The organism is Geodermatophilus sp. SYSU D00663, from assembly GCF_054050655.1.
The window spans coordinates 20,216-36,013 of the sequence record NZ_JBJGZT010000027.1; the positions used below are offsets into that span (position 1 = coordinate 20,216).

General features: G+C 76.2%; 13 protein-coding genes. 3 read left to right on the forward strand and 10 right to left on the reverse strand.

Annotation, left to right across the window (positions count from 1 at the left end; all coding sequences use genetic code 11):
- Window positions 1–31 precede the first annotated feature (31 nt).
- Together ACI79Z_RS18625 and ACI79Z_RS18630 are read left to right on the forward strand one after the other, a co-directional pair.
- Entirely contained in the window at window positions 32–1,144 is a 1,113-nt protein-coding gene (locus tag ACI79Z_RS18625) for a ParA family protein (RefSeq protein ID WP_387988630.1), read from the forward strand.
- Window positions 1,141–2,217, forward strand: coding sequence for a ParB/RepB/Spo0J family partition protein (locus ACI79Z_RS18630; protein ID WP_387988629.1), 1,077 nt, complete (start codon window positions 1,141–1,143; stop codon window positions 2,215–2,217). The genes ACI79Z_RS18625 and ACI79Z_RS18630 overlap by 4 nt, the downstream gene beginning before the upstream one ends.
- Before the next feature lie 50 nt (window positions 2,218–2,267).
- Here the strand turns inward: ACI79Z_RS18630 and ACI79Z_RS18635 are convergent, their stop codons facing one another.
- From ACI79Z_RS18635 to ACI79Z_RS18680, 10 genes are all read right to left on the reverse strand, one after another.
- Window positions 2,268–3,269, reverse strand: a complete 1,002-nt coding sequence (locus ACI79Z_RS18635; protein ID WP_456903456.1) for a D-alanine--D-alanine ligase family protein — start codon at window positions 3,267–3,269, stop codon at window positions 2,268–2,270.
- Window position 3,270: 1 nt separating this feature from the next.
- Window positions 3,271–4,671 (reverse strand): aminotransferase-like domain-containing protein, encoded by a 1,401-nt coding sequence (locus tag ACI79Z_RS18640; protein WP_456903457.1) that lies wholly within the window; start codon window positions 4,669–4,671, stop codon window positions 3,271–3,273.
- Between the two features lie 91 nt (window positions 4,672–4,762).
- Window positions 4,763–5,905, reverse strand: a complete 1,143-nt coding sequence (locus ACI79Z_RS18645; protein WP_387988626.1) for an N-acetylmuramoyl-L-alanine amidase — start codon at window positions 5,903–5,905, stop codon at window positions 4,763–4,765.
- Between the two features lie 123 nt (window positions 5,906–6,028).
- Window positions 6,029–6,355, reverse strand: coding sequence for a thioredoxin (gene trxA / locus ACI79Z_RS18650; protein ID WP_387988625.1), 327 nt, complete (start codon window positions 6,353–6,355; stop codon window positions 6,029–6,031).
- Window positions 6,356–6,475: 120 nt separating this feature from the next.
- A complete protein-coding gene (gene trxB, locus ACI79Z_RS18655) occupies window positions 6,476–7,495 on the reverse strand; it encodes an NAD(P)/FAD-dependent oxidoreductase (protein ID WP_456903458.1) in 1,020 nt (339 codons plus the stop codon).
- 51 nt (window positions 7,496–7,546) lie between these two features.
- Entirely contained in the window at window positions 7,547–9,157 is a 1,611-nt protein-coding gene (locus tag ACI79Z_RS18660; RefSeq protein ID WP_456903459.1) for a hypothetical protein, read from the reverse strand.
- 79 nt (window positions 9,158–9,236) lie between these two features.
- Complete coding sequence (locus tag ACI79Z_RS18665; protein WP_456903460.1) at window positions 9,237–9,995, reverse strand: lipid II flippase MurJ; 759 nt, start codon at window positions 9,993–9,995, stop codon at window positions 9,237–9,239.
- Window positions 9,941–11,020 carry a murein biosynthesis integral membrane protein MurJ gene (murJ, locus tag ACI79Z_RS18670; RefSeq protein ID WP_456903461.1) on the reverse strand — a complete coding sequence of 360 codons (1,080 nt, stop codon included), beginning with the start codon at window positions 11,018–11,020 and terminating at the stop codon, window positions 9,941–9,943. Before murJ ends, ACI79Z_RS18665 begins: the two co-directional genes overlap by 55 nt.
- A 383-nt stretch (window positions 11,021–11,403) precedes the next feature.
- Window positions 11,404–13,662, reverse strand: coding sequence for a DUF6049 family protein (locus tag ACI79Z_RS18675; RefSeq protein ID WP_456903462.1), 2,259 nt, complete (start codon window positions 13,660–13,662; stop codon window positions 11,404–11,406).
- Between the two features lie 67 nt (window positions 13,663–13,729).
- Entirely contained in the window at window positions 13,730–14,206 is a 477-nt protein-coding gene (locus tag ACI79Z_RS18680; protein ID WP_387988621.1) for an NUDIX hydrolase, read from the reverse strand.
- Between the two features lie 42 nt (window positions 14,207–14,248).
- Between ACI79Z_RS18680 and ACI79Z_RS18685 the strand changes: the two genes are divergently transcribed.
- A complete protein-coding gene (locus ACI79Z_RS18685) occupies window positions 14,249–15,733 on the forward strand; it encodes a CCA tRNA nucleotidyltransferase (protein WP_456903463.1) in 1,485 nt (494 codons plus the stop codon).
- The last annotated feature ends 65 nt before the right edge of the window (window positions 15,734–15,798 follow it).

A 15,798-nucleotide genomic window follows, 5' to 3' on the forward strand; every position in this document is an offset into this window, starting at 1 on the left:
ACGTGAAACGGGTCGGCAGGGAGGACCCGCGATGACCGACCCGGGCCAGCGGCTGCGCAGCAGCCTCGCGGCCGACTCGGCGGCCCACTCCGGCGGGGACTTCGACAGTCCCATCGCGATGGAGGCGCTGCGGGCCACCCGGGTGCTGCACGCCGCCGACCAGGAGCCGTTCCCCGCACCCGGGCGCATCCGGGTCATCACCGTCGCCAACCAGAAGGGCGGCGTCGGGAAGACCACCTCCACGGTCAACCTGGGCGTGGCGCTGGCGCTCTACGGCCTGCGGGCGCTGGTCATCGACCTCGACCCGCAGGGCAACACCAGCACCGCCCTCGGCGTGGAGCACACGGTGGGGACGCCGTCGATCTACGACGCCCTCGTCGGGGACAGCTCGCTGGCCGACGTCGTCCACCCGACGACGGCCAGCCCGAACCTGCGCTGCGTCCCGGCGACGATCGACCTGGCCGGCGCGGAGATCGAGCTGGTCTCCGTCGTCGCCCGCGAGTACCGCCTGCGCCGGGCGATCGAGGGCTACATCCACGGCCTGCCCGAGGACCAGCGCCCGCACTACGTCCTCATCGACTGCCCGCCGTCGCTGGGCCTGCTGACGCTCAACGCGCTGGTGGCCGGCGACGAGGTGCTCATCCCGATCCAGTGCGAGTACTACGCGCTGGAGGGCCTGGGCCAGCTGCTCAACAACATCGAGCTGGTGCGCGCGCACCTCAACCCGGGGATCGCCGTCCGCACCATCCTGCTGACGATGTACGACGGCCGCACCAAGCTCGCCGACCAGGTCGCCGAGGAGGTCCGCAGCCACTTCGGGGACCTGGTGCTGGCGACGGTCATCCCGCGCAACGTCCGGGTGTCCGAGGCGCCGGGGTACGGGCAGTCCGTGCTCACCTACGACCCGGGCTCGCGCGGCTCCACCAGCTACGTCGAGGCCGCGCGCGAGCTCGCCGAGCGCGGCGTCGGCCTGGAACCGATCGACGTCCGGCCGATGGGTCCCCCGCCGCCGCCCCCCGCGCCGGCGACCGCGCCGATGCCCGCCGTCCGGCCGGGCACCGCCCGGCACGCCGACCCCGCGTTCGCCGGCACCGACGCCGCCGTCCTGCCCGTTCCGACCTCCGTCGACGAGGAGACCCGATGAGCAAGCGTGGCGGCCTCGGCCGGGGTCTCGCGGCGCTGATCCCCACCGCCCCTCCGGTCGAGCAGCCGACGCTGCCCGAGACCGACGGCCCGGCCCCGGCCGCCCCCGAGACGGGTGGGACGCCCGGGACGGGTGGGGCGCCGGCGCCGGTCACCCTGCTGCCACCGGCGGCGCAGGCGGCCGCCACGGTCGCCGCGCAGGCCGCGTCGTCTCCGGGCACGGCCGCGGTCGGCGTCCCCGGCGCGCAGCTGCGCGAGGTCGCCGTCAGCGACGTCGTCCCCAACCCGCGCCAGCCGCGGCAGGTCTTCGACGACGAGGCGCTCGAGGAGCTCACCCACTCGGTGCGCGAGTTCGGCCTGCTGCAGCCGATCGTCGTGCGCGAGCGCACCGACGGCGACGGCGGTGCGCCCTACGAGCTCATCATGGGCGAGCGGCGGCTGCGGGCCGCGCGCGCGGCCGAGCTGGAGACGGTGCCGGCGATCGTCCGGGACACCGAGGACGACGCCCTGCTCCGCGACGCACTGCTGGAGAACATCCACCGCGTCCAGCTCAACCCGCTGGAGGAGGCGGCGGCCTACCAGCAGCTGCTGGAGGAGTTCGGCGCCACCCACGAGGAGCTGGCGCAGCGGATCGGCCGCAGCCGCTCGCAGGTCACCAACACCATCCGGCTGCTCAAGCTGCCGGTGAAGGTCCAGACCCGGGTCGCCGCGGGCGTCATCTCCGCCGGGCACGCGCGGGCGCTGCTGGGCCTCGACGACGCCGAGGCGCAGGAGGCCCTGGCCGCCCGGATCGTGGCCGAGGGGCTGTCGGTGCGCGCCACAGAGGAGGCGGTCGCGCTCGCCGTGGCCGAGCAGCCGGCCTCCCGCCGCCGCGCCCGCCGGATCAGCGCGCCGGGTGTCGAGGACCTCGCCGGCCGGCTGTCCGACGTCTTCGAGACCAAGGTGAAGATCCAGATCGGCCGGGCCAAGGGCCGCATCGTCGTCGAGTTCGGCTCGGTCGACGACCTGCAGCGCATCATCGGCCAGATGGCGCCGGACCTGACCGGCCGCCGCGAGGAGTCGGAAGGCGCCTGACGAGAAAGGCCCGGTTCCGTCACGGACGGAACCGGGCCTCTGTCTCTACGTCACCGCGAGCTCTGCGCCCGGCGGGTGAGCAGCCGCGAGAGGGCCTCGCCCAGGTCGTGCCCGGCGGCCTCGACCGCCATGGGGAACATCGAGGTCTCGGTCAGCCCCGGGGAGACGTTCACCTCGAGGAAGTGCACCTCGCCGTCGGGCGAGACGATCGCGTCGGTGCGGGACAGGTCCGCGAGGCCCAGCGCCCGGTGCACTCGCACCGCGACCTCGGCCGCGCGGGCCGCGACGTCCTCGGACACGCGGGCCGGCGCGTGGTACTCGGTCAGCCCGGGCGTGTAGCGGGCGGTGTAGTCGAAGACGCCGGACTCCGGTGCGATCTCCACCGCCGGCAGCGCCTGCGGCCCCTCCCCCAGGTCGACCACCGACAGGGCCAGCTCCACGCCGTCGACGAACCGCTCGACGAGGACCGTGTCGCCGTAGGCGAAGCAGCTGACCATCGCCGCGGGCAGGTCCTCGACGCGGGTGACCTTCTGCGCGCCCAGCGCCGAGCCGCCCGAGGCCGGCTTGACCATCAGCGGCAGCCCGAGCCGGGCGACGATGAGGTCGAGGACGGCGCCGGCGCCCAGCTCGCGGAAGGTGCTGTGCGGCAGCGCCACCCAGTCCGGCGTCGTCACCCCGGCCGTGCGCACCACCGACTTGGCCGCGGGCTTGTCCCAGGCCAGCCGGCAGGCCGCGGCCGGGGAGCCGACGTAGGGGACGCCGGCCAGGTCCAGGACCGCGCGCAGGGCGCCGTCCTCGCCGGTGGCGCCGTGCAGGGCGATGAACACCGCGTCGGCGGGGGCGGCGGCCAGGCCGGGCAGCAGCTCCGCGTCGGCGTCGCGCAGCTCGGCGTCGACACCGACGCGGGCCAGCTCCTCCACCACCTGGGTGCCCGAGGACAGGCTGACCTCGCGCTCGAAGGTCAGGCCGCCGGCCAGGACGACGGCGCGCAACGCGGTCTCCTCGTCCTCCGGGGCGGCCGGTGCGGCGGGGTCGGTCACGGGTTCGGTCACGTCAGTCCTCGATCCGGTCGCTGCTGGCGGGGCCGACGATCGTCTCGGCGGTGGTGTCGGTCCGGCCGACGGCGCGGAAGGTGCCGGTGTCGACGGCGTCGAAGGTGGAGTGCAGGTCCAGCTCGGCCTCGATGACCCGGGCCAGCCGGCGCACGCCCTCCCGAATCTGGTCCGGCTCGGGGTAGCAGTAGGACAGCCGCATGTACTCGCGGCCCGACCCGTCGGCGTAGAAGCCGATGCCGGGGACGTACGCGACGTGCGCGCCCACCGCGCGCGGCTGCATGAGCTTGGCGTCCAGGCCGTTCGGGAGCTTCAGCCACACGTAGAAGCCGCCGTCGGGCCGGGTCCAGGTGGTGCCCGGGGGCATCAGGGCGGCGAGCGACTCCAGCGTGGCGTCGCGCCGCTCCCGGTACAGCTCGGTGAACAGCTTGATCTGCTCGCGCCAGGGCTGGGTGTCCAGGTACCGGGCGACGGCGTACTGGGTGAGCGAGGGCGGGCAGAGCACCTGCGCCTCGGTGGCCAGCACCAGCTTCTCGCGGACGGCGAGCGGCGCGAGCACCCAGCCCACCCGCAGGCCCGGGGAGAAGGTCTTGGAGAACGAGCCGAGGTAGATGACCCGCTGCGCGTCGCGGGCCCGCAGCGCGCGCATCGGCTCGTGGTCGAAGCCGAGCAGGCCGTAGGGGTTGTCCTCGATGACCAGCAGGTCGTAGCGGTCGGCGATGTCGACGATCGCCTGGCGGCGCGGCTCGGAGAGCGTCACGCCGGCCGGGTTGTGGAAGTTGGGCACCGTGTAGAGGAACTTGACCCGGTCGCCGTTGGCCCGGCACTCGAGCAGCGCCTGCTCCAGCGCCTCCGGGACCAGCCCGTCGTCGTCCATGGCGACGTGCTTCACCCGCGCCTCGGCGGCCTGGAAGACCCCGAGCGCGCCGACGTAGGACGGGCCCTCGGCGAGGATGACGTCGCCCGGGTCGCAGAAGACGCGGGTCACCAGGTCCAGAGCCTGCTGCGAGCCGACGGTCACCACGACCTCGCTGGGCGAGGCGTCGGTGATGCCCTCGAGCGCCATGACGTCGCAGATGCGCTCGCGCAGCCGCGGGTCGCCCTGGCCGGAGCCGTACTGCAGGGTCTGCGCGCCCATGCCGCTGACCAGCTCGCCGATCATCGACCCGACGGCGTCCAGCGGCAGTGCGGTGACGGCGGGCATGCCGCCGGCCAGCGAGACCACCTCGGGCCGGCTGACGACGGAGAAGAGTGCGCGGATCTCCGAGCTCTTCATGCCGTGCGTGCGGGCTGCGTACCGGTCGGCCAGCGGGTCCAGCCGCGGGTGCCGGGGCACCACGTGCCCGTGCTGCTGCGGCGGCGTGCGGTGCGGCTGGCCGTGCGACGGCGGGAGAGAGGCCACGGACCGAGTGTAGGGAGGCCGCCGCGACCGCCCGCCCGACACGGCGGGTGAGACGGACCCGTCACACCTGGGGCGCCAGGCGCCCCACCCGTCACACCCTCTGGGGGAGGACGAACGTGCCGGTGGGCGGGTCCGCCTCGGCGGGCAGGAACAGCCGCTGGACGGCGGCCAGCACGGCCGAGGCCACGGTGCCGCGGAGCCGGGCGTCGAGCAGCAGCAGCCGGTCGACCGGGTGCGACAGGTAGCCGACGTCGAGCCGCACGGCGGGCATCCGGGTCATCCGCAGCAGGTCCCAGGTCTTGGGGTGCCCGCCGAGGTCGAGCATGCCGGTGCGGGCCACCACCTCGCGGCGGGCCAGGTCGGCGAAGCGCTCCCCCACCGTCGACGACGTCCCCGAGCCGGTGCCGTAGTAGTAGCTGGCCACCCCGCGGGCGTGCGGCGAGTCGTGGGCGTCCACGTGCAGGGAGATGAACAGGTCGGCGCCGGCGTCGTTGGCGAACGCGGTCCGCTCGGCCGGCGCCGGGTTCTGCTCGCGGCCGCGGGTCAGGTAGACCGTGGCGCCGGCCGCGGCCAGCCGCCCCTCGATCCGGCTGGCGAGGTCCAGCACCAGGTCGGCCTCGGTGGTCTCGCCGGCGGCGAAGCCGGTGTCGGCGCCGCCGTGGCCGGGGTCGACGACGATGCGCCGGCCGATCAGGTGCGGCCCGCTCTCGACGAACTCGGCGCTCTGCCGCAGCAGCTGGGGGCGCCCGCCGGTCACCTTGCGGCCCAGCTGGCGCAGCGCCCGCAGCGTCGCGGGCCCGCAGGTGCCGTCGGCGGTGAGGCCGTAGTCGCGCTGGAAGGCCTGCAGGCCGGACTCGGTGTCGCGGCCGAAGATGCCGTCGGCGCGGCCGGCGTCGTAGCCGAGCTCGAGCAGCCGCTCCTGCAGGCTGGTGACGTCGTCGCCGCGCACGGGACGCTCGGGGTCGTGGTGCAGCAGCCGGTCGCCCAGCGACCAGCGCGCCTCCGACAGCGCCCGGTAGGTCTCCTCGCCGACCCGGCCGTCCACCGACAGCCCGCGGACCTGCTGGAAGTGGCGGACGGCGAGCGCGGTGGCCTCGTCGTAGACGCCGTCGGCGGGCCCGGCGCCGTCGGTGGGCCGGAGCAGGCCCAGGCTGCGCAGCGCGGCCTGTACGTCTGCGACGGCGGCTCCGTGGCTGCCCGGACCCAGCGGCTGCATGTCGCTCTCGCTACCCATCGTGCCCACGATTGTCGCCTCCGCGACGCCTCCCGGCCCACCCGGGGCCCGTCCCGCCCCGGGAACGGCGAGGGCCCGCCTGGGACGTCCCCAGACGGGCCCTCGGGAGCCGGAGCCTGCGGCTCAGATGTAGTCGGCGAGGTCGGAGAGGATCGCGCCCTTGGGCTTGGCGCCGATGATGCTCTTGACCGGCTTGCCGCCCTGGAACACGGTCATCGTCGGGATCGACATGACCTGGTAGTCGCGGGCGATCTGCGGGTTCTCGTCGATGTTGAGCTTGGCGATCGTCAGCTTCTCGCCGTGCTCCTTGGCGATCTCCTCGAGCACCGGGGCGACCATCTTGCACGGCCCGCACCACTCCGCCCAGAAGTCGACGAGGACGGGCTTGTCACTGCCCAGCACCTCGTTGGCGAAGGTCGCGTCGGTCACCGTCACGGTGTTGCCTGCCATGGTCGTTCTCCTCTGTCGCGGTCGAGGTCGGTCGGCCTCCGCGGGGAGTAACCCGCGGAGGGGGTGCGGTATGCCCGGGGGTGGTGACGTGCCGGGACGGCCCCGCGAGGGGGGCCTCCGTCAGCGCTCGTCGAAGGTCTCGGCCAGCCAGCGCTCGGCGTCGATGGCCGCCGCGGCGCCGGTGCCGGCCGACGTGATCGCCTGGCGGTAGATGTGGTCCACGACGTCACCGCAGGCGAAGACGCCGTCGATGTTGGTGCGGGTGGTGGGGTGCTCCACCTGCACGTAGCCCTCGTCGTCGAGCTTGAGCTGCCCGGCGAACATCTCGCTGCGCGGGTCGTGGCCGATGGCCACGAACACGCCGCTGACGGGGAGCTCCTCGGTGCTGCCGGTGGCGACGTCGGTCAGCTGCACGCCGGAGACGGTCCGGTCACCGAGCACGTCGGTGACCTGCTTGCCCAGCGCCCAGCGGATCTTCTCGTTGTCCTGCGCGCGCTTCTGCATGATCTTCGAGGCGCGCAGCTCCTCGCGGCGGTGCACGACGGTCACCGACTTGGCGAAGCGGGTGAGGAAGGTGGCCTCCTCCATCGCCGAGTCGCCGCCGCCGACCACGACGATGTCCTGGTCGCGGAAGAAGAAGCCGTCACAGGTGGCACAGGCGGAGACGCCGTGGCCGAGCAGGCGCTGCTCGTTGTCGAGGCCGAGGTACCGGTACTTGGAGCCGGTGGCGACGATGACCGCGTGCGCGAGGGTCACCTCGTCGCCGACCTTGACCACCTTGGGGGTGGCGGTGAGGTCGACCTCGGTGACGTCGCGGGCGACCAGCTCGGCGCCGAAGCGCTCGGCCTGCTGGCGCATGTCCATCATCAGCTGCGGGCCCTGGATGCCCTCGGCGAAGCCGGGGAAGTTCTCCACCTCGGTGGTGGTCATCAGGGCGCCGCCGAACTGGGAGCCCTCGAAGACCAGCGGGTGCAGGTTCGCCCGGGCGGCGTAGACGGCCGCCGTGTAACCGGCGGGACCCGATCCGATGATGACCAGGTCGCGGATGCCGTCGCGCTCCGCGGGCGGGATCACGGGTGACTCGACCTCGGTGGTCGTCGCGGGGCCGGGGGTGGGCTGGGGGTCCGTCACGCGGGGCACAACGCCGCATCGTAGGGCGGGATTCCCGCGAACAGGCCGCTGACGTGCAGGTCACTCCCCCGCGGCGGGGGTGACGGCGACCTCGGCCAGGTCGCCGGCGAAGCCGTCCTCGGCGGGGACCAGGCCGGTCACCCACACCAGGACGTACTGCGCGGTCACCGGCTCGTCGAAGGCGAGGTCGGTGGTCCCGTCGACGCTGCCGGAGGTGGCGACGGCGAAGGAGTCGAGGTCGCCGTCGGGGGCCTCGCCGGTGCGGACCTCGACGGCGATGCCCGGGGTGGTCGTCGTCAGCGTGACGCCGCCGATCGCCTGGGCCGAGCCGAGGTCGTAGACGACGCCGACGCCGGGCTTGAGGTTGCCGAAGTCGGCCGAGCCCCGGTAGGTCAGCGTGGACCAGGTGGTGGCCGGGTCGCCGTCGTGGGTGGCCGGCACCTCGTCGGTGTTCTCCGGCTCGCCGTCGCCGAAGGGGTCGAAGACGGTGGCGTCGCGGATCGGCAGGGGCGTGCCGGCCTCCGGCGCGGGGGCGGCGCTGTCCTCGGCGGGCGCGCTGCTGGACGGGACCACGGGCGTGCCGGGCCGCTCGTCGACGTTCGTGGCGACCGAGAGCAGGTTGGTGCCCACCCACCAGGCGAGCAGCACGACGACGACCAGGGCGGCCAGCAGCAGGCCGGCGACCAGGAACCGGCGGCGGCCGGGCGGGTCCTCGGCGTCGTCCTCGTCCTCCTCGACCGGCTCACCGAGGACGTCGACGTCGTGGGAGCCCTCGGCCGGCACCGGCGGGAGGGAGCGCGCGGGACCGAGCGGCACCGGCGGCAGGGTGTCGGGCTCGCGCCCCTGCGGCCGGTCGGCGTCCTGCGCCGGCGTGGCGGGCTGCCCGGCCTCGCGGTGCTCGCGCAGGCGCCGCAGCCAGCCGCTGTCGCTCTCGTCGCGGCCGCGGACCGGCACGGCCGAGGACCGCGGCCGCTCGGTGAGCAGCGCGGCCATCGCCGCGGCGCTGGCCAGCCGGGCGCCGGGCTCGGTGGAGCGGGCGCGGCGGACGAGGGCGGCCAGGTCCGGCTGGGCGATGACCGGGGCGGCGGCGGGGACGCCGTCGGGCCCGGGGACGCCGGCCTGCCGGCCGGTGAGGCAGTACTCGAGCAGCGCGCCGAGGGCGGCGATGTCCTCCTGCACGGAGCCCGTGGCCGCGGGGACGGCGCGGAGGCCGACCAGCCCGTTGGGCCGCAGGACGACGGTCTCGGGGGTCAGGCCGCCGACGGCGAGGCCGACCCGGTGCGCCTCGGCGACGCCCTCGGCCAGCCGGCGCAGGACGGTGCGGGCCTCCCGCTCGCCCATCGGCCCGGACCGCAGCCGCTCGGCGAGGGTCTGCCCCTCGATCCACTCGTTGACGACGTAGGCCGCGCCGGCCTCGCCGCCGCTGCCCTCCGAGGCGTCGTAGACCATGGCCAGCGCGGGGGTGGCCAGCCCGCCGGCGGTGAGGGCGCGGGCGATCCAGGCGCGGGCCGGGGGGCCGCCGGGGACGTGCACGCGGATGGCGACGTCGCGGTTGAGGATGCGGTCCTTCGCGCGCCAGCAGTGGATGACGCCGGTCGGGGTGCGTTCCTCGGGCCCGACCTCGTCCAGCGGTCGGTACCGGTCGGGGAGGCCGGTGATCGTCGCCGTCATGGACGTGTCCGACCCCCTGTCCGCTCCCCCCGGCTGCGCGCTGCCCCGGGGACGCCGTCCGTGCCCGCCGGTCCGCCGCTCACCCGCGGCCCAGCCGCGCGCGCACGGCGGCGAGGGGTCCCCGGAGCTCCGGGACGCGGGCGAGCACGAACCCGGCGAGGGCCGTGACGCCGACGACCACGGTACCGATCGACAGGGTGCCGAGCGAGCCCGTCAGTGACGTGCCGAACGCGTCGTGGGTCACGCGGACGACGACCCAGCCGACGCCGGCCGCCACCGCCACCGCCAGCACCATCCGCAGCACCGGGCCCAGCGCCCCGCCCCGCGCCACACCCGGCTCGGCGCCGAGCTGCCGCCGCAGCGCCAGGTGCCCGAGCACCCAGCCGGCGAGGTAGGTGAGGCTGGTGGCCAGCATCAGCCCGGCGACGACGTGCTCGGGCTCGACCAGCGCCGGCACGAGCAGCAGCAGCGGCACCCGGACGAGGACCATGCCGACCTGGATCAGCGTCGGCGTCCGGGCGTCCTTCATCGCGTAGAAGACGCGCAGCTGCAGGAGCGTGACGGCCATGGGCAGCAGCCCGAACGCGCCGACGGCCAGGGCCGCGCCGATGCCCTGCGCCTCGTCGACCGAGGTGTTGCCGCGGGCGAAGGCGACGACCCCCAGCGCCGGGCCGACGACGGTGAGCGCGGCGGCGACCGGCAGCAGCCCCAGCGCGGACAGCCGCGTGCCGAGGGAGAGGTCCTGGACGACGCCGGGGACGTCGTTCCGGGCGGCGGCGCGGCTCATCCGCGGCACCAGGGCGGTGAGCAGCGCGACGCCGATGATCCCGTAGGGCATCTGGAACAGCAGGCTGGCGTAGGCGAAGGCGCTCGAGCCCAGCCCGCCCTCGCGGGCGGCCGCGTTGGGGGGGGGGGGGGGGGGGGGGCGGGCCCGCCCCCCCCCCCCCCCCCCACGACGACGCCGACCTGGCTGACCGCCACGTAGAGGACCACCCACAGGCCCAGCCCGCCGACCTCGCGCAGCCCGGTCTGCCGCAGGCTCCACCGGGGCCGCAGCGGCACGCCGGCCCGGTGCAGCAGCGGCACCAGCACCAGCGCCTGGACGGCGATGCCGAGCAGCGTGCCGCCGCCGAGCAGCCACACCTGGCCGGGGGTGATCGTCCGCGGCTCGAGGTCGCCGGGCCCGCTCGCCATCACGAACAGCACGCCGGTGGCGATGACGACGACGTTGTTGAGGACCGGCGCCCACGCCGGCGGGCCGAACACCCCGCGCGAGTTGAGGATCGCCTGCGCCAGCGCGCCGATGCCGTAGAAGACGATCTCCACGAGCAGGATCCGGGCCAGCCAGTTGGCCAGCCGCACCTGGTCGGGGTCCTCCTGGATGCCGTACAGCGCGGTCAGGGCCGGAGCGACGACGACGGCGACCGCGGTGACCACCAGGAGCCCGGCGATCGCCACCGTGGACAGCCGCTGGGCGTAGGCGACGCCGCCGTCGCGGTCGCGCTCCTGCGCGTGCACCAGCAGCGGCACGATGACCGAGGTCAGCACCCCGCCGAGCAGCAGCTCGTACACGATGTTGGGCAGCGTGTTGGCGGTGTTGTAGGCGTCGTTGACCAGCCCGACGCCGAGCGCGGCGGCCAGCACGACCGTGCGCAGCAGGCCGGTGATCCGGGAGACCAGCGTGGCCACCGCCATCGTCCCGGCGGCGCGCAGGAGGCCGCGGCTGCCGCCGGGGGTGCCCTCCCGCCGCCGTGCCTCCTCCTCGGTCTCGCCCTCGGGCTGCGGGACCGGGGGCAGGTGCAGGATCGGGATGACCTGCGTCTCGTCGGCCGGGATGAAGCGGCGCCGCACCGGCGGGGGCACCGGCGGCAGCGGACGGGGCGCGGGCCGGACGACCGCGGGCGGGGGCACGTCGGCCCCGGGGGGCGCCGGGCGCCGTCCGTCGGCCTGCACCCCGGGCTGGTCCCCGGTGCGGGGAGCGCTCGGCGGGCGGGTCCGGGCCGGCGGCACCGGGGGCATGGCGCGGCGGGCCGCCGGGGTGCCCGGCAGGCCCGAGCCCGGCGGCGGGGCGACCGGGTACGGCGGCGGGGGCAGCGGCCGGGACCGGTCGCGCGCCGGCGGGGGCGGCGACGCCCCCGGGGACGCCGCCGCGGGGGGCGGGGAGGACACGGGAGGGGGCACCGGCGGCAGCGGGCGCGCCCCCGGCTCCCGGGCGGGTGCGTCCTCGTCGCTGCGGGGGTGGCCGGTCACACCGGGCTCCGGCTGGGCGGCCAGGCGGTCCCGGCGCCGTCGGGCAGCTCCTCCTCGGTCCGCCCGCGGCGGCGGAGGAAGAGGACCCCGCGGCGCAGGAACAGCAGCCCGAGCAGGACGGCGGCGCCGATGGTGATCGACAGCGAGATCGTCCCGTAGGCGGTGCTGCGCACCTGGATCGCGACGTCGTCGCCCAGCCGGCCGCCGTCGGGGGTGGTGAGGCTCGCGGTGACGGCGAAGCGGCCGGACTGGCGCACCTCGGTCGGGACCTCCAGCGTCGTGCGCTGCTCGGGGGCGAGCTCCGCGCCGACGTCGCCGATGGTCAGGCCGACGTTGTCGCGGGTGCGCGCCTCGACCAGCACCCGGACCGCGAAGGGCAGGTCGTTCTGCACGGTGAGCACCAGGGGCGCGTCGCTGGAGGCCAGGCTGTAGGTGCCGTCGGCGGGGGCGACCAGCGTCACCCGCTCGCGCAGGCCGGCCAGCGTGTCGCGCACGTCCCCGGCGGCGGCGGTGAAGCCGGCCGGGTCGTCCCGCCAGGCCGCCGAGGCGGCCCGGGCCAGCGCGGCGTCGTAGCCGGCGAGGACGGTGGCGGGCTCCTCGACGACGGCGCCGGCGAGGTCGTCGCGCAGCGCGGTCGCGGCGACCAGCCCGGCCACGCCGGCGGGGTCGAGCACCGCCGCGCCGGCCTGGTCCACCGGCGTGCCGGCGTCGGCGACCGGGCCCGTGGACAGGTCGGTCAGCGACGCCGGGCGCAGCCCGGGCAGCGCGGTGTCGGTGATCATCGCGGCGACCGCCTCCGGGTCGGGGTCGACGTCGCGCGGCGGGGCGACCAGGACGCTCTGGCCGGCCGGGGTGGCGGCCGCCTGCTGCGAGACCAGCACCAGCTCGGCGACGTAGCGCTGCTCGGCCACCCGCGGCCCGCCCTCGGCCGTGTCGGCCGTGCCGACGACGGAGGACAGCCCGGCGTCGGCCACCAGCGCCTCGACCGGGCCGTCGGTGCCGGGCACGGTGGTCCGCGCGGCCGCGCCGCCGCCGGGGACGCCGAGCGCCGCGTCGCCGTCGCTCAGCGCGCTGGAGGCCACCACGACCTGCTCGACGCCGCCCTCCCGGAGGGTCGTGAGCGTGTCCGGCCGCAGCGCCCCGCCGGCCGCCCAGGTCAGGTCGGTGCGCGGCGTGACCCCGAGGACGTCGGCCAGCAGCGCGGCCCCGGCCGGCCCGGGCGAGGCCGCGGAGACCACGCCCCCGCCCTCCGGGGTGTCGCCCTCGGCCCCGGGTGCGGCGCCGGGCAGCGCGCGGGTGAGCGCGGGCTCGAGGCCCGCCGCCTGGAGCGCGTCGGCGTCGACGTCGCCGTAGGCCAGGGCGACCACCGGGTGGTCGGCGGCCACGGCGCGCAGCCGCTCCAGCCACGCGGCGGCGGCCTCGGTGCCGGTGCCGGCGCCCTCCTCGCCGCCGACGTCGTAGGGACCCTCGGCCATGACCGAGAGCTCCTCGACCAGGGCGGGGTCCACCGCGAGGGTCACCGGGGCCAGGGGCGTGGCCGCGGGCGCGCCGGGGGCGACGACGGCGGGCAGCCGCTCGACGACGGCCAGCGCGCGGTCGAGCCGGCCGCCGTCGGCGACCGCCTCGGCCAGGCCGTCGTCGACGAACCCGCCGGAGGCGTCGCGGTGGGTGCGCTCGGCCAGCGGCCACAGCCAGGCGACGGCGGTGGCGGCGGCCGGCGGCGCGCTCTGCTGCACCACGTGGGTGCGGACCTCGCCCACCCGGCTCGGCTCGCCGCCGTCGGTGGTGCCGTTGACGTTGACCAGCACGGGGTAGACGCCGTCGCGGTCCAGGGCCAGGTCGGCGGTGGTCACGGTGACGGTGAACGGCGCGGAGTCGCCGGGGGCGAGCGGGCCGGGCAGCGGCTGGAACGGCGTGCTGAACGCGGTGGCCGGGTCGGGGTCGGCGTCGGAGGCGAGCAGCTCGGCGCGGGTGGTGACGGCCTGGCCGCGCTGCAGCCGGACGCCGAGGTCGGTGACCGTCTCGGTGCCGTCGTTGGTCAGCGTGCCGGCCAGGGTGACCGTGCCGCCGGGGGCGACCGTGCGCGGGTCGAGCCGGGTGAGGTCGACGGTGACCGGCCGCTCGGGGTCGGCCGCGGGCGCGGCGGGCGGTGCCGGTGCCGCCGGTGCCGCGGCGGCCGGGGCCACGCCCGGGGCGAGTGCCGGGGCGGCGGCGAGCGGAAGGGCCAGCAGGGCCACCGTCAGGACGCGGGTCACCGTCCTCCCGCGCCGGCCGGCCCCGGACCGGGGGGTGCTGTGCCGAGGATGGACGTCGCGGTCCGGGTCACGCACTGTCGGCGAGCAGCGCGGGCGCCCGCTCGACCAGCGCCCGCTCGTCGGCGTAGGCCAGCCGGTCGGACAGCTCGTCGAGGGGGACCCAGGCGACCTCGGTCACCTCGACGTCGGCGTCGGACAGGGCGCCCCCGATGGCGCGCAGCAGGAAGTGGTGCACGGTCTTGTGCACGCGGCGGCCCTCGGCGACGAACCAGAAGTCGATGATCCCGAGCGGGGCGAGCACCTCGCCGATGATCCCGGTCTCCTCGGCGACCTCCCGGACGGCGGTGTCCTCGGGGGTCTCGCCCTCCTCGATGTGGCCCTTGGGCAGTGACCACAGCAGCCGGCCGCGGCGGTCGGTGCGACCGATCAGCGCGGCCCGCGGGCCGGAGATCCCGTCGTCGGCGACCACGAGGCCCCCGGCGGAGGTCTCGTCGACCCGCCGCAGCCGGCGGCCGGGACGCCCTCGTCCGCCGGTGCCTGCCATGCCAGGAGGGTAGCGCGAGCCGCCGCACTACCCTGGCTCGTCGTGTCCGGGGAGCGGAAGAGTCGTCCGGCCGCCGTGGACGTCCCGCCGGCGGTGCAGCAGACCGTGCGCGAGCTGGTCGAGGTCTCGCCCGTGCTGGTGGAGCTGGGGGAACGCTTCGCCGCGGCCGGGTTCGAGGCCCACCTCGTGGGCGGGTCGGTGCGCGACGCCCTGCTGGCCGCCGGCAGCGGCGCGCCGACGCCGCCCGGCGACCTCGACGTCACCACCGACGCCCGGCCCGAGCAGGTGCTGCGGCTGCTGCGCGGCTGGGCGGGTTCCACGTGGAACCAGGGCATCGCCTTCGGCACCGTGGGCGCCGAGGTGCGCGGCACCCGGCTGGAGATCACCACCTTCCGCGCCGACCGCTACGACCGGGAGTCCCGCAACCCCGAGGTGGCGTGGGGCGACTCGCTGACCGACGACCTGGCCCGCCGCGACTTCACGGTCAACGCGATGGCGGTGTCCCTCGGCCCCGACCGCACGGTGACCGACCCGTTCGGCGGCCTCGGCGACCTGCTCGCCCGCCGGCTGCGCACCCCGGGCGCGGCGGCGGACTCCTTCGCCGACGACCCGCTGCGGATGCTGCGCGCGGTGCGCTTCGTCGCCCAGCTCGGGCTCACCCCGGACGACGACGTGGTCCGCGCGATGACCGACATGTCGGGGGAGCTGGCGCGGATCACCCCGGAGCGGGTGCAGGCGGAGCTGTCCAAGACGCTGCTGCAGGACAGCCCCCGCGCGGCGCTGGAGCTCTTCGTCTCCACCGGCCTGGCCGACGTCGTGCTGCCCGAGCTGCCGGCGCTGCGGATGGAGATCGACGAGCACCACCAGCACAAGGACGTCTACTCCCACTCGCTGACCGTGCTCGACCGGGCGATCGCGCTGGAGAAGGCCGATCCGGACGCGGAGTCGCCGGACCTCGTGCTGCGGCTGGCGGCGTTGCTGCACGACGTCGGCAAGCCCGCCACCCGCCGGCACGAGCCGCGCGGCCGGGTCTCCTTCCACCACCACGAGGTCGTCGGCGCGAAGCTGGTGCGCAAGCGGCTGACCGCGCTGCGCTACCCCAAGGACGTCGTCGAGGCGGTCGCCCGGCTGACCTTCCTGCACCTGCGGTTCCACGGCTACGGCCGCGGGGAGTGGACCGACTCCGCGGTGCGCCGCTACGTCACCGACGCCGGCGACCTGCTGTCCCGGCTGCACAAGCTGGTCCGCTCGGACTGCACCACCCGCAACCGGCGCCGCGCCGCCGCCCTCTCGGCCACCTACGACTCCCTCGAGCGGCGGATCGCCGAGCTGTCGGCGGCCGAGGACCTCGCGCGGGTGCGGCCCGACCTGGACGGCAACGCGATCATGGAGATCCTGGGCATCCCGCCAGGCCGCGAGGTCGGCGAGGCGTGGACGTACCTCAAGGACCTCCGCCTGGAGCGCGGCCCGCTCGGGCCCGACGAGGCCGAGGCCGAGCTGCGCGCCTGGTGGGCCGCCCGCTCCTGACTCCCCCGCTCGGGTGTGCCCTCCGCCCGCGCCCCTCCCCGCGCCCCGCGTCCGCCGGTAGGACG

Coding starts and splice junctions, on each gene's coding strand:
- ACI79Z_RS18625 (WP_387988630.1), top strand. CDS start 32: ATGACCGACCCGGGCCAGCGGCTGCGCAGCAGCCTCGCGGCCGACTCG.
- ACI79Z_RS18630 (WP_387988629.1), top strand. CDS start 1,141: ATGAGCAAGCGTGGCGGCCTCGGCCGGGGTCTCGCGGCGCTGATCCCC.
- ACI79Z_RS18645 (WP_387988626.1), bottom strand. CDS start 5,905: ATGGGTAGCGAGAGCGACATGCAGCCGCTGGGTCCGGGCAGCCACGGA.
- trxA (WP_387988625.1), bottom strand. CDS start 6,355: ATGGCAGGCAACACCGTGACGGTGACCGACGCGACCTTCGCCAACGAG.
- ACI79Z_RS18660 (WP_456903459.1), bottom strand. CDS start 9,157: ATGACGGCGACGATCACCGGCCTCCCCGACCGGTACCGACCGCTGGAC.
- ACI79Z_RS18665 (WP_456903460.1), bottom strand. CDS start 9,995: ATGCCCTACGGGATCATCGGCGTCGCGCTGCTCACCGCCCTGGTGCCG.
- ACI79Z_RS18680 (WP_387988621.1), bottom strand. CDS start 14,206: ATGGCAGGCACCGGCGGACGAGGGCGTCCCGGCCGCCGGCTGCGGCGG.